The 14072-nt window shown below is 59.1% G+C and carries 7 protein-coding genes; 4 read left to right on the top strand and 3 right to left on the bottom strand.

Annotated features, from left to right (window positions below):
• Positions 1-40: 40 nt before the first annotated feature.
• The 3 genes from NE852_RS16730 to NE852_RS16720 are packed head-to-tail and all read left to right on the top strand — an operon-like array spanning position 41 to position 10352.
• Complete coding sequence (locus NE852_RS16730) at positions 41-2416, top strand: hypothetical protein (RefSeq protein ID WP_258155853.1); 2376 nt, start codon at positions 41-43, stop codon at positions 2414-2416.
• On the top strand, positions 2416-4479 hold the full coding sequence (locus NE852_RS16725) for a hypothetical protein (RefSeq protein WP_128623680.1): 2064 nt from the start codon (positions 2416-2418) through the stop codon (positions 4477-4479). Before NE852_RS16730 ends, NE852_RS16725 begins: the two co-directional genes overlap by 1 nt.
• A 5-nt stretch (positions 4480-4484) precedes the next feature.
• On the top strand, positions 4485-10352 hold the full coding sequence (locus NE852_RS16720) for a DEAD/DEAH box helicase (protein ID WP_008535766.1): 5868 nt from the start codon (positions 4485-4487) through the stop codon (positions 10350-10352).
• On the opposite strand, the gene NE852_RS16715 is transcribed toward NE852_RS16720, so the two are convergent.
• From NE852_RS16715 to NE852_RS16705, 3 genes are all read right to left on the bottom strand, one after another.
• Complete coding sequence (locus NE852_RS16715) at positions 10317-10739, bottom strand: very short patch repair endonuclease (protein WP_245270854.1); 423 nt, start codon at positions 10737-10739, stop codon at positions 10317-10319. The two genes, NE852_RS16720 and NE852_RS16715, sit on opposite strands and share 36 nt — an antisense overlap.
• 42 nt (positions 10740-10781) lie before the next feature.
• Positions 10782-11699: an HNH endonuclease gene (locus tag NE852_RS16710; RefSeq protein ID WP_052034600.1), complete on the bottom strand. Its 918-nt coding sequence runs from the start codon at positions 11697-11699 to the stop codon at positions 10782-10784.
• A 125-nt stretch (positions 11700-11824) separates the two neighbouring features.
• Entirely contained in the window at positions 11825-13120 is a 1296-nt protein-coding gene (locus NE852_RS16705) for a hypothetical protein (protein WP_258155852.1), read from the bottom strand.
• Positions 13121-13332: 212 nt separating this feature from the next.
• Here NE852_RS16705 and NE852_RS16700 point away from each other — a divergent pair, with 212 nt between their 5' ends.
• Entirely contained in the window at positions 13333-13947 is a 615-nt protein-coding gene (locus tag NE852_RS16700) for a hypothetical protein (protein ID WP_008535759.1), read from the top strand.
• Positions 13948-14072: the final 125 nt, after the last annotated feature.

The following is a 14072-nucleotide window of genomic DNA, read 5'->3' as shown; positions in this document are numbered from 1 at the left end:
ATTTTTTCTCGAGCCTGGCAGTCTCGGGCCGATCGGGAGCGTGTCGGTCGACGACGACGCTTTGATCGAGATTTTCGACGCTGCGGATATCGCCGAAATGCACGATCGTTTCGTGGCGAACATCTCTGGTATCTCGCGTTTGAAGGCTCTTCTGGCAGGCGACTATCCGCCACTTTCGTTTAAGTCGCCGGATTACATGCGCATTCTCACCTTCGTCTGCTGGATGCAGACGTCGAAGCTTCGGGAAGAAGAAGACACCGATTTTCGCGAGATGCTCGGACGGCATACGGGGATCAATTTCCTTGGCGCTGTCATGCGCGGCCTCAACCCGATGTGGGACCACTTGCAGGCCTACCTGTCGAGAGAGCATGGGATCGAACTCGATCTTCCGGGCATTCATCCGCATTCGCAGATCGGCCGCACCCTCCGCATCGCGTTTCCGACCTTGCGCGACAAGGCGGCCTTCAAACGCCTGCGTCAGATCATAGGGCAACACAAGCTTCTCGACCCGATGGAAGTGTCCCGCGCGATCACCACGACGCGTGATTTGATAACGGAGACCATGCCGTCGTTCGCGTACAACTTCCGCCTCTTCGAGAGTTCCTGGCGTCGAGGCGGCCGCGAGTACATGGAAACGACCTTCTGGAGGGCATGGTATAACTTCGTAGCGGAGTATACGGCGCTTGAAGACTTGCTGATCGTGAGAGGCGATTTCGGCGATCATGAGCTGTTCAGGGTGTCGCCCGCGGGTGAGCGCAGGGCTCTTCGTCAACCGGAAGACGCTCGGAAGTTCGTTCCTGATGCTATCGCCAAGGCGATCAAGGGCGGCGCTGTCATGATGGAGGATCTTGGTTGGGGCCGTGCCAAGGCGACGAGCACTCAAGAGTCGAGCCTCATCCTGCTGCGGCGCTCGCGCCTCGTGGAATGCGACGACGGTGCAATATCGTCTTACGACGACATCAATGCTCACTGGGTGCTGGCCAACTTCAGGAACCGCGCGGCGGTTTCGACAATCTCTCCGCAAGGCGCTCGCCGGGCGATCGGCTGGCGTGACGGGATCAGGGTCGGGGGAGCCTATCTTGGGCGCTCGCCATTCACGCCGATCCTCTCTCTCCCTAATGGGACGACAGCGAAAGTTTCACTGGCTGGCGACGAAATCGATATGGCTCGAGTTTCGGATGGCTTGGCCTTTCCTTCTGGGGTCTACGCGGGAACGGCCACCGCGCAGGCTGAAGGCAAGATCCATAACACGATGCTTGTGCCAAGAGCGGTCGAGACGCCTCGAAACCGAAGGCTGATGTTCGATCACTTCCGCGACGTCGGCGAGGATCAGTTCTATCGTGGCACCGTTCCCAGCGTCGATACAGTCCTTCGCCCATGGGTGGGAGAGCGTCTGGAAACCTGTGACGAAATGACGAGCATTGCAGAGGCCCTTTATGCGCGGACGGCGAGGGGGCTGGCTCTCGTTGATGCGCTGGAAATCGTTCGGCGCGGACTCTCCGGGCCGTCCTCGGCGCCGCGAGAGTGGGACATACTCCGGACGTTCGCAGATGCCGGATGGTTCGACCTGACGCTGGTGAGGAATTTCCCGGCTCGGCGGCTCCTTCAGTGCGCACCTTCGCTGCAAACGATCGGGACGGATGCAACGATGATCTACGGCCCAGCCCCCATTGCTTTCGTGGAGCGCCTTCGGACCGCGTCGTCAGCCGCAGGGGGAGTGGTGGAAGTCCACCACGGCATCTCGCGATGGTCGCTCCCGCGGTTCTTCGTCCGAACGCCGTCTGCGGAAAGCCAGCGCGACTTCATCGACCGCATTGAACTCGCGGAGCGCTCGGCGAAAGCTAAAGCGGTACCTGTCAAGGGCGACAAGCACGACGCCCACGGATACCACGTCGTCGCGCGGTTCGAGGACGCCCGAGGTTTCTTTGCGGCGAACTTCCACGAGGAGATGCCGAACGGCCTCTATCGGCTCGAAAGGAACGAGGGGAAGAGGCCCTTTCTTTATAGATCTGTGGTGCCAGGCGAGGATGCCGAAAACTTCTCCTCTCCGTCGATTGCCATCATGGCCCACCATGCACGGATGCGGCGCAAACTCTTCCGCTATGACGGCCGCGCGCTCTCTGCAGTCGCGTCTCGCGTTTCCTTGCCATCGAGTTGGGCCGAATGGGCCGCTGGACGGTCGGCTTGCAACGCGGGACCGGTCCTACGTGGCGGGAACTGGATCTACACCTATCCGGTGATGCCAGAGGACGTGTCGCGCCTCTCCGCATTGGTCCCCATCGAACGGAGTGATGGAAAGGGGACGCCCTGGATCGACAGCTTCACGGCATCGCCCTCATCGAGGGGACGGGCCATCTTCGACAGCCGCGCAGGAAGAATACGCAGGGCAGGTTCCGCCCTTGGAAAGAGTAACTGATGTCAGGATCACCAAGTTCAGTCTACCGCGTTCGCCAGCTCGTTGATCACGACGGCGCCATTGTCACCGAGGTTTCCGAGGAGGCTGAAAGCAGCAAGGGGTATGCCCACCCTAAGGAGGTTCACAACGCGAAGGTCAGACTTGGTGGGATAGACTCCTTCTGGCTTGCATCCAACGTGAAGTCTGATCGCAAGTTCTCATCGCCAAAGCCCGCTGTTCCAACCCTTTTCCCATCGTCTTCCGCGACGTCCTCACTGATCGGAAGGGCAAAAGGCTCAAGTGGCTTGGATTTCACGTCGCCGTTCAGCGAAATCGCGAAAGGTGCCAAAATCGAAGGCATATCTTTCGGAACAGCGGTCAGGGTGCCCGTCGCTATCGGTCCTGGATTGGGCGGTTACGAGCGGCTGGTGCAGGACTTGGTCGATGGCAGACTTGCCGTAGATATGAGTACCACGGTCGATGCGGTCGAGGTGAGGCCGGGCACCTACATGACCACGGGCTTTGTTCGCCTGCCCAGTGGGCAATATGGGCTTGCAGCGAGTGCCCGCCTCCGTGCCGTTCCAACGGTGCAAGTCGTCGGAAATGTCGGTATCACTCGGCTGCAATCGGGCCTCCTTGTCTTCAATGCCGAGGTGAAATGGACTGAAGCGGTCACTATGGATCTGCGTTCTGAGGCAGAGATACTCGCCTCTGCAGAAAGCTGGCTTGAACGTATTGGTACGGCGGTGTCGCTTTCGTCTGGTGAGTTGCCAGGCGATCCAGCCGAAGTTCTTCGCGCGTTCGCGGCGGCAGCAGTCTCCGCTGAGGAACGATACGATCTGGAGTCGGCGCTCGGCGTTCTCCTTGGGCGGCGGGATCTGCTGGAGATGATGCCAGACATTCTTTCGAAGCACGAGCCGTGGCGGGCTCGAATGAACGCTTTCGAGATCGAGGAGCATGATCGCCTCCGTTCTCAGATGAAAGCAAAGCTTGCCGAAGAGGCCGAGCAGGAATCGCATCGCCTGGAAGAACTGCGGCAGCAGATCGTGGACGCCGAAGGGAGGCTTGCGATCGTATCGCACCGGGAGGTACTGCTCCGGAACGAAACCGAGAAGCAAAGCACGCTCTTGAAGGAGAGAATCTCCGAAGCCGTCCGCGAGGTCGCTGGATCTTCGCTGGACGCGACGAAAAGGCTTCGCGAGGACGTCGAGTCGCTGAGAGACGAGCTGGCGAAAGGTTTGACGAGCCGTCCGCCTATCGGAAGTCCGTCGGCAGGAAAATCCGAAGCGGAAAACGACGACGTCGCGCCCCTTGGTGCAACGCCCCTTCCTGCCGCAACAGAGGAGCAGCGGTCGAACGTCGCACGCGGTCTCGCGGAAACGACCGGGTTGACGCAAGACCAGCTCTACGCGCTCCTTCTACAATCCACGGAACGCGTGCCCGTCCTGGTCGGCGTTGGGTCATCGGGCGTTGCGGCCGACATCGTCTATGCGATCGGCGGCGAGAGCTCCGCCGTTCTATTCTGCGATCCGACTCGCATTTCGTTCGCTGACCTCGTTGCCGACCAGCGCGCGGGGCTGGCTCGTTCGATCGAAATCGCCGAGGCCAATCCTTATCTGCTGGTGCCAGTGGCTTTGTGCGGGCTGACGAACGGCCCCTGTGAGTACTGGCTGCCGCAGCTCGTCGAGATGCGTCGCATCGGTCGACTCCCGCCGAACCTTGCTGTGATCGCGAGTGCTGGCGTGGACGGTCTCCGCGTGTCCGTGCCTAAATCAGTGATGCGCTACCTGTTTCCGGTATTGGTCTCCCGTGCCGAATTCGCCGACCGCGTCGAGTACACTGGCTCGTGGCTGCGCTTCGAACCGAACGTCGGACGGATCCAGGATGCGATCAAGATACTACGCACAAAGCCTGTCGAGCCCGGCCTTATCGGGCGGTTGGCCGACACCCTGTCCCGTGCTCCGGCAGCTGTAGACCTGACGCAGGTCGCTTCGGCACTGCTTGGCGAACAGCAGTGGACGGCGGCTTGGCGCGATGGAGCCGGCCACGACCTCATTCAGTACTTCCAGAACTTGGAGAACTAGCAGTTATGTTTGATCCGATTGGCGGCTTCGATCGAATGATCGACCAATTCCAGGCCTACCTCGATACTGCCTACCGGATAGGCGATCCGGGTGTCGCGGAAATGCGGAGGAAGTTGCTATCCAAGCCGGAGCAGCTCGCGCTTGAGCCAATTTTCGAGGCAGTGCCGCGCTACGAGCCTGCCGACGACGGATTGGAAGACCTTTTCGCCGATAAGAATGGCGTTCTGAAAGGCTTCGACGACAGGCAGCGCAGGGCATTCGTCGAGCTAGCACTTTCCGGTCTCTTCGATCGGAAAAAAGGGATTGCCGAATATGAAGGCGAGTACAAGCCGTATCGCCATCAAGTCGATATGCTGGCTAGGGGGGTAGGGCGAGGCACCCCGGGGATTGTGACGTCCGGCACAGGTTCCGGAAAGACGGAGTCGTTCATGCTGCCGATCCTAGCGCAGCTTGCGAAGGAAGCGACCAGCTGGCCAAGGCCTAACAAGGTCTACGACGACGACTGGCTTGATCCCAACAAGTCCTTCCAGCTCCACCGTCGCAACGAAAACAAGGGCCGTCCCAAGGCTGTCCGGGCGCTCATTCTGTACCCATTGAACGCTCTCGTCGAAGATCAGATGGTGCGACTGCGCAAGGCGATCGACTCGCCCGAGGCGCGCGATGTGATGGATCGTCACTTCGATCAAAATCGGATCTTCTTCGGCCGCTATACGGGGAAGTCGCCCGTCACTGGGTTTCGCAAGCATCCGCGCCTGGCCGAGGAGGAAATCTGGAAGGATCGCGCGGAACGATCGCGTACCAAGCTGAAGAAGGAGATGAAGCGCTATCGCGCGATCCAGCGCCGCCTGGCCGACGAGGGCAGGAGCGAGGACCTGCGGTTCGTATTTCCATCTACCGATGGCGGCGAGCTGATCTCCCGCTGGGACATGCAGGCTACGCCTCCCGACATTCTGGTTACCAACCAATCGATCTTGAACGCAATGCTGGTGAGAGAGGTCGATGCGCCCATCATCCAACAGACACGCGATTGGTTGATGAGCGACGACGACGCGTATTTCTACCTTGTCCTCGACGAATTGCATCTTATCCGCGGGTCGGCCGGGGCGGAGATGGCTGGACTTCTGAAGGTGCTCCTCGAGAGGTTGGGCCTCCTCCAGCCTGAGCATGCGCATAAGCTTCGCATCCTAGCTTCGTCGGCCTCGCTGCCAATGGACGACGACAATGCAGCTGCCAGCGTTGCATACCTGCGAAACATGTTCGGTTCCGCAGGAACGGCGGGTGCGCCCGAGGATGCGATCGACAGGATCTGGAAGGAAAGCGTCGTCAAGGGCGTACCATACCTCGTGAAGGAGCCGAAGTCGCGACCAAGTGCGGACAAGCTCGTGGCGATCGCCGACGCGCTTTCCAGTCTGGACTACAGACGGGACGGCGCGGCGATTTTCCGGGCTTTCGTTTCAGCTGCCCAAAGCATTCCGGGCGTCGAAACGCTGGAGGTCAGGAGCGCGTTGAAAGAGGCGACGTCGGTTGCCGCCTCGATGCTGGATTTCGCGATGCAGAAGGAGGGTGCCCCTGGCGGCAGAACACCCCAGACGGCTTCGGACCTTGCAAAGAAACTCTACCCCGGCAGTGACGTGCGTGCCATCAGAGGCCTTCTCGCCATGCGCGCCATTCCTGATCTGCCGGAGGAAATCCTGCCCGATGCGTTCAAGCCGGACGGCGTCGGGCATCTTCCCGGTTTCAGGATGCACTGTTTCGTGCGCAACATTGAGGGACTTTTCTCATCGGTCGGAGTCGATGCCGAAGGGCGGTTGTCGTGGGGCGAGCCGAGCATCGAGCGCGGCGAAGACCATGAAGTCAACGCGGAAGGCGGCCAGAAGAAGCGCCTTTTCGAGATGCTCTATTGCGAAGCCTGCGGCGATCTTTATCTCGGCGGAAAACGGGGATCAGCCGTCAATGGCGGTTCGTCGACAAAGGTGTCGCTGCTTCCAGCTCCTCAGGAACTCGAGAAGCTGCCGGAGAGTGCGGTCTCGACCCGCTTCGAGGATGCGAGCCATCGCGAATTTGCGCTGTTTTGGCCTTCGGAAGCTGATCCACAACGTGAGATCAAGGATGGATCTCCCTTTGCGTGGAGGAAAAGTTTCCTGAATCCATACAGCGGTGTAGTGGACGAAACAGGGAATCCGGGCGATGTGCCGGGCTATTTGCTGCTTTGGCCGAAGTCTCATCCCAAGGACTTCCATTCCCGTGGCGCTGACGAGGAGGGAACCGCTGTTCCCTACTGCTGCGCGAAGTGCGGCACCGACTATTCCGGACGCTTCAGAGCGCCGAATTCTTTGAAGCGGGAAGGGCGAAAGTCGCCGATCCGAAGCTTCCGAACAGGTTTCGCCAAGACGTCTCAGCTCCTGGCAACCGAACTTGTCGCATCGCTCAGATCGCAGGGTGGTGACGGGAAACTGGTAGCCTTCTCGGACAGTCGAGAGGACGCGGCGACGTTGGCCCTCGACGTCGAAGTTCAGCACCTGCGAGATCTTCGACGGGAGATTCTCATGACGGCAGCGGCGAAGATGGGAGCCGAGCTGGCTTTCTCGGCGGAAGATCATGCTAAACTGGACGCCCTCGAAGCCCAGATGGCCGAACTCACGGCCGCGAAGAAATACAAGGAAGTCGGGGCGATTGCGGAAGAGCTCGAGGCGTTAGAAGCTCGCAAGGCTGCCGTCGATTTTCCCCCAAGCATCCCGCTTCAAGACCTTTTCGAGTTCAAGCGGGGAGAAGCTGGAGATACCGTACGACCCATCATGCAGGAGCTTCTCAGCATCGGCTCGACCCCGATCGACGGTGCTGACACGCGGTTCACCCGCATAGACAACAAGCCGTGGTATAAGTTCTTTGTCATGGACGAGGACAAGCCGATCGTCTGGAAGTCGGAGGAGACCGAAAGCGACGACAATCTTCAGCGACTTGGCCGCGCACGGCAGCGGGTACAGAAGGAACAGCCGCCTGAGGCAACGGATCTTCTTTTCAGCAAGACCTACTTCGCTCTCGAAGAGACGGGCCTTGGCTGGCCGAGCTTCTACGGGGCGGTCGATTACACGGAAGAATGCTCGCGGAACGACGCCTGGCTACGCATTTTCTCGGATGCTTATCGGATCACGCCAAACCAGTACAAGGAAGAGGCGCCTACGCCGTGGGCATCCGGCCTCGATATGGTCGGGAAGAGGAAGAACCGTCTCAAGACGCTCCTGGAGCAGATATTCAACGATCCGGTGGCGGAAGGGGATCGTTTCCTCAAACTGTTGGCGGACGACTTGCATCAGACGCGGGGTGACGGCTCCATCGACATCACCAGGCTTTATTTCCGCACCGCCCGTCCCGGCGACAAGGCAATTCGATGCACGAAGTGTGGTCGTGTTCATCTGCATGCCGGGTTCGACCGATGCACGCGGTGTGGGGAAAAGTTGGTTTGGGACGGTGATCTGACCGCTGGCAAGGTCGCGAGAAGCAACTTCCTTGGACGGCGAGTCATGCGTGCGATCGATACGCGCGAGCCCCTCTTCAGACTGAAGTGCGAGGAACTGACTGGACAGACCCGTGATCCCGGTGCGCGACTGCAGCAGTTCAAGGGCGTTTTCGTTCGCGAAGAGAAGGAGGCGGATGAAGATTTCGAAGGCCGTCAGCGCTTTGATACCGCCGACTTGCTGTCGGTAACGACCACCATGGAAGTGGGTGTCGACATTGGGTCGCTCCAAGCCGTTTATCAGGGCAACATGCCTCCTCAGCGCTTCAACTACCAACAGCGTGTCGGTCGAGCCGGACGTCGTGGCCAGGCGTTCTCCACCGTGCTGACGGTTTGCCGGAGCAAGAGCCACGACATCCACTACTTCCACAATCCGATAGAGATCACTGGCGCCGCGCCGCCGCCGCCGTTCATCACAACGGGCTTGGTCGACATCCCATCGCGGCTACTCAGGAAATTCTGGCTGGTCGAAGCTTTCGATCTTCTGCGAAAAGAGTCCGGCGACGACTGGGCGGGCGATGCGATGGTCCCCGGCGACATCCATGGCGAGTTCCTCTATTGCAACGAATATTTCCGGGAAGGTGCTGGCTGGCCCGAGAAACTGCGATCTGCGCTTCAGCGTACGGACGGCAGGCGTAAGGCAATTGCTTCGATCCTCTCGGAAGTGTCGAACTGCCCTCAGGAGCAGATCGAGGAGCGCGTTTCCGTCGAGATAGTCCTTCGGCAGATAGACGAGCTGCGGAAAGACTTTGGACAGCAGGCCGTCGGTATTGCCGCTGCGCTCGCCGAAGGTGGGTTGGTGCCACTGTACGGCATGCCCACGAGGTCCCGGAACCTGTACATCGACCTTGTGAAGAAGACGGGCGAGCGCGAGGCCGATTGGGATACGATCGACCGCGATCAGGACATGGCCATCTTCGACTTCGCACCCGGAAATGTCCGCACGCGAGAGAAGCTCCGTCATCGGTGCGTCGGCTTCACGGGTGCGCTTCCGGTCCCCGACGAGCACAAGAAGGATGACCTAGCGGCCGGGCTTACCCCGTTTTCACCTTGGAAGAAGGATGATTTCCATCTTCGCTTCTGCGAGTCTTGCAGCAGATACTCCAAGGGGACGGAGTATACGGAGCATTGCGGATGCGGTGCCAAGCTAACCGACACACCCATCCACTGCATCACACCATCGGCCTATCGAACCGACTTCAGAGCCAAGGATGAAGCGATTGCATCTAAAGTCGGTCAACTAATAACTCTGGCAAGTCTCGGGGAGCCACTGTCTTTCGTCGAGCACGACAACCTACGCGTCAATTTCGCGGAGAACTCGGAGATTTATCTCGTGAACCCGGGATCTCGAACTGACGAGGATCCTTCTGGCTTCGAGGGATACACGGTGCAGGACGTGAACGATGGGGTCGCCAGGATTATCAACTGGTTCAAGGACAAGCCGACTCTGAAAATCAAGGGGCAGGCCATCGACCCGGCGGTTATCGAAGAGGACGGTATGAGATGGAGAGGCGGCGAGGAGGTGACGAAGGCCTGGCTCGCATCCCCGAAGATCACGAACTCTCTACAGATCGGTCCACGAAGACTGAACCCAAATCTGCGCTTGCTCGACATGGACGTCTCCATGAACAAGCGTGACGCGGCTCGCACGAGTGTCCGCGCGGCCGCCATTTCTGCCACCGAGCTCATTGTTCAACGGGCGGCACTCGAACTCGACATCGCGCCGGAGGAGTTCGACAATCTCGCCCCGAACATCTTGAAGTCCCGCGAAGGCAACCTGCTGCCGTATCTTCAGATCGCCGATTCTCTGCCAAACGGCTCCGGGTTCTGCAGACATCTATCCAGCGACAGAATGCCCGTGACGCAACTTGTCCGGAGTATTGTCGACGATGCCGCGAAGTGGCCTCGCAAAGCAGTGGCCGCCAACGATCATCCTGGCCGCTGCGAGACCTCTTGTTACAAGTGCCTACAACGATACAACAACAGGAACTTTCACGGCTTGCTCGACTGGCGGCTCGGCCTGGCATACCTTCGCGCGATTGTGGATCCCGAGTACGATTGCGGCTTTAACGGCGACTTCAATGCATTCGAGGTCGAAGACTGGGAGCAAACGGCAAAGCGGCTTGCGGACCAGACCACTACCTTTATTCCCGGAAACAAGGTATCCCAAATCGAGGGTATCCCGACATTCACGTTGGGGAATGGCGGAAGCCATGTAGGTGTCGTGGTCCATCCGCTGTGGAACCAGGAGCGCCTGTTCGACAGACTTGGCCTTGATCACCGATACGTGGCCATCGACACATTCGAACTTGCTAGGCGACCGCTACTTGTCCTTCAGCGTGCCCGAGAGAGGTGGTGAGCTTGGAACGCGTCCCCGTCTAGCTTTCACTGTGGCGGCGATCTTCTCGACGATCGTCGCCACGTTTTCGTGCTCCCAAAACCTAAGTGCCGTCCAGCCAAGGTCCGTGAGGTGCGCCGTCGCCCGTTCATCCCTTGCCCGGTTGCGCTCGACCTTCGCCATCCAGAAATCAGTATTCTTCTTCACCGAAGGCGGATGAACTTCGCACCCATGCCAGAAACATCCGTCGAGGAAGACGGCGATCTTCAAGCCCGGAAAGGCGAAGTCGCAGGTCGTCCGCTTCATTCCCGGGATCGGGTAGTGAATCCGGTAGCGCAGTCCGCGGGCATAAAGCTGCGACCTGATGGTCCGCTCGAAGGGATTGTCCCTGCGTGCGGTGCGCTGCATCCGGCGGCGGACTGCTTCGGTGGCCTGCAGATCTCGTGGCATCTACGGGATAAAGACATTTATGCGGTGATGGTTGAGGTAGCCCTGGCTATCGTTGTGCAGCGGCGTCGGTGGCGGCCGCTGCACAACGTGAAGTCCTAACTTGTCAGCATCGGCATCGGTCAGCTGTGAGGAGAACATTGGCCTTCCATCGCTTTCGAAACCAAGCAATCCGCGATCGAACAAAAAGTCTGCGTGTGGGGCCAGCATCAAACCATTCGCTCCATCGAGCCTCTCGGCTGGGGTTCCGCATGCACGCCAGGGTTTGATGTGGCTGGCGATCAGTAGATTGGGTGTTTCGAGGCCGGTGATTCGACATATAGGTTCGCAGTCGAGGACGCGCTTGCGGAAAAGGCCTTGGCCCCTTCGTGCTCGCACTAATTGTTCGCGTACTGTCTCGTCAAGCGACGTATCACGCTGGATGTTCCGTTCAACGACATCATCGAGAGTCGTTGCGAAATCAGCTGCGGGGCTAGTGGGCTTAGCGAGCCGATCGACAGCAGGTAGCCGTGCTGCGGCCAAAATAAGATCAACTACTTTCCGATCGACCTCGGCGAGATAGGCCTTCTGATTGCCGTTTCCACTTTGCGGTTGGATTGGCGAGTGTTTCGTCGGCAGCAGTGGGGCGAGGCGTCCTATCAGTTCTTTTGGGCGGACTGCCAGATCCGCATCGAGCCATTGCACAGGGAGGAGCCACCCCGTAGCGCTCCAGTAGATCCCGATGGTGCCGAACTCTTCTGGCTTGGGGGCACTTATCGCGTAGTCGGACACAATTCCAAGTCGTCCAACTTTCCCCGCGGCGTAGGATAACACCAAATCACCCGGCGCAGCGCGGCGCATATTGTCGTAGAAGCTGCTCCTCGCACCACTGGCCTCTCTAACCGGTGACCAAAGATAACCGCCGTCAATCTCCTGGCGCACTGTCTGCGCGTGATTTACCCACCAGTATCGCACAAACCGACTATGGCATCTTCGCCATCACAATCAAAGCGAGTTCTGCTTCGCACAGACTCTGATCAACGTCGGCATGCGATCTCTCCGAAACTTTAGCGAAACCGCGAGATCGCAGGATCCGGGGAGTCGAACCGGAACTCGATCCAGTCGTCGCATTCATCCTCACCGGAAGGGATGATAGAAATCTCGGAGGGCAGGCGGCCCAGGCTCAGCTCGCGGGCGAACTTCTTCGAGATCTCGCTCTTGGGCGTACCGCCATCGCGGGCGCCAAGCGCTGCGTCTTCATCAAATGTGCGCTGGCCAGCCAGCACCTCCATCAGTTCGCGCGCACTGACACGAAGCTTATTCGAATCCATTTTGAATCCTCCGTGATGACCGAGTCCATACCCGCTCGTCTGTGCCTGGCTTACACCTGTCGAGGCGGAACAAGTCGGCATAGGGAGATCCGAGAGCATCTGTTCGAAGACCCCTTTCAGGATCGAGCGAAGACTGCGATCTCGGGTGACCAGACCCGGCATGAGCTTGATTGCGTTGCGCGCGGGCCAGGTAGGAGCCAAAACCTCCTGGACGGCAATGATTAGCACAAAGTCGACCGAGGAATACTGCTGCAGAAACCGTTGCGCGATCTGCTCGCGCGAAACCGTGTCGTGGCCTAGCCTTTCGGTCGACAGTGCCTGGCAGTCCCCATCGACTACGATCACGCCAGTGATGCTATCGGCACCGCGCAACTGGTCAGCCTTTGCTTTGAGCGCCTTGTAAAGCGGATTGTTGTCCAAGATCGTGGGCGCGGAATAGGCGGCGTGGCCACCAGACGTAAAATCGGATCCAGCCGGATCGATGATGACCTCAATGCCCGTATCCTCGGTATCGATGAAGATAGTGATAGGGCTGACCCCTTCGGAAATCTGTTCCCGCACCCGAGGTATGATCTCGCGTTGAACAAACTCGTGAAGTTGTTTCCTTGGCGGCAAGCGCAGCACGCGCTTCCGGCCACGGTTCGAAACCACATCCTTGGAGTGAACCTGCAACCTTAGACCGCCGGATGGTAGACCAAGTTTCGACTTTGCATCAGAGATCAGTCGCATGAGTTCCGTGAAGGGGTTCTGCTCATCAAGTCCAGCGTCGGAAACGCATGTGATGTCGGCAACGATCGCGAGCTGACCTTCCCTGAACGAGATGTCGGGTCGTCGACCAGAGGGGAGCGCCGCTTCGTGATCCAGCTTCCCGCACTTGGCCAGCCCGGCCAGAACGACAACCTCCCACATGGCCGCCAGGCGATCTTTTCCCACACGGTTCAATCGATTGACCATATCGTCTACAGACTCGGAACCTAGAACGTCGCGAAGATAGTCGAGCCGTTTCTGTACTGCACGCCTTGCAAAAATCACTGATGGTTCCCGTAACGCTGTGGTCAAACCCAGCCATCATAGGACCGCCTCGTGCGGAGGGGCAATCATTGTTTTCTGTTGACGCGCTCCTCAATGTTCTATATCTGTTCCCGCCCATGAGAACCTTCGCGCGCGCCTCGCTCCGAATACGCTGACGACGTCCGGCTCTGTCCGGTGTCGCCAATTTCTGCGTTTCGATTTCGAGGGATGCCATGAAGAGTATCCATGATGGTCGCCGGAGCGATGCTGCCTCACGTTCGACCACACTACCTGCAATTTCGCATACCGAAGCCACTATCAAGTGTGTCGGCCCGGCGGCATTCCGCTCCGAGCAGGCGCGCGATTTCGCTTGTCTGCTGGATCTCGATCCCGAGGTCGTGCAGTGGAGCCCGGCGCCGCCAATCCTTCGGGAAGGCGACGACCACTACCAACTGGACTTCATTGTCATCACCGAGAGCGGATCCTTCCTGATCGATGTCGGTCGCGAAGAGCCGATGCCGCCGGCATGGGTGACATCGCTTGCTGAATCCATGGGGCATCATTATCGCCCCGTTGCCATGGCCGAACTCGAAGGCAGTTTCCGTCTTCGCAATGCCAAGGATCTCTTACGATACGGTTTCTATCGGCCGCCGCTGGGCGACAGGATTCGACTCCTGGCGGCACTCGACGACATGGGATCGTTGAACGTGGCCGAATGCATGTCGGCCGTGAGGGAAGGGCGCCCGATGCCGACCGTGGCTGTGCTCATTCTCCAAGGATTCCTGGAGATCGATCTGGACGATGCCCTGATTGGGCCAGACACGCAGGTGCGCCGGATACGGAGCTGACGTGAAGCGCTAGCGCGCAGGATTCAACGCCATCATCCAGCTATTCCGGGAACACAAAAAATGAAAATTTCTCGCACTAGGCAGGGATTCAGCCTGCCGGAATACATCGCCTATGCAGGCATCTG

The organism is Rhizobium sp. Pop5 (assembly GCF_024721175.1).
Lineage (GTDB): Bacteria > Pseudomonadota > Alphaproteobacteria > Rhizobiales > Rhizobiaceae > Rhizobium.
The sequence above is the reverse complement of the archived record's forward strand: the minus strand, read 5'-3'. Positions and strand labels throughout refer to the sequence as shown.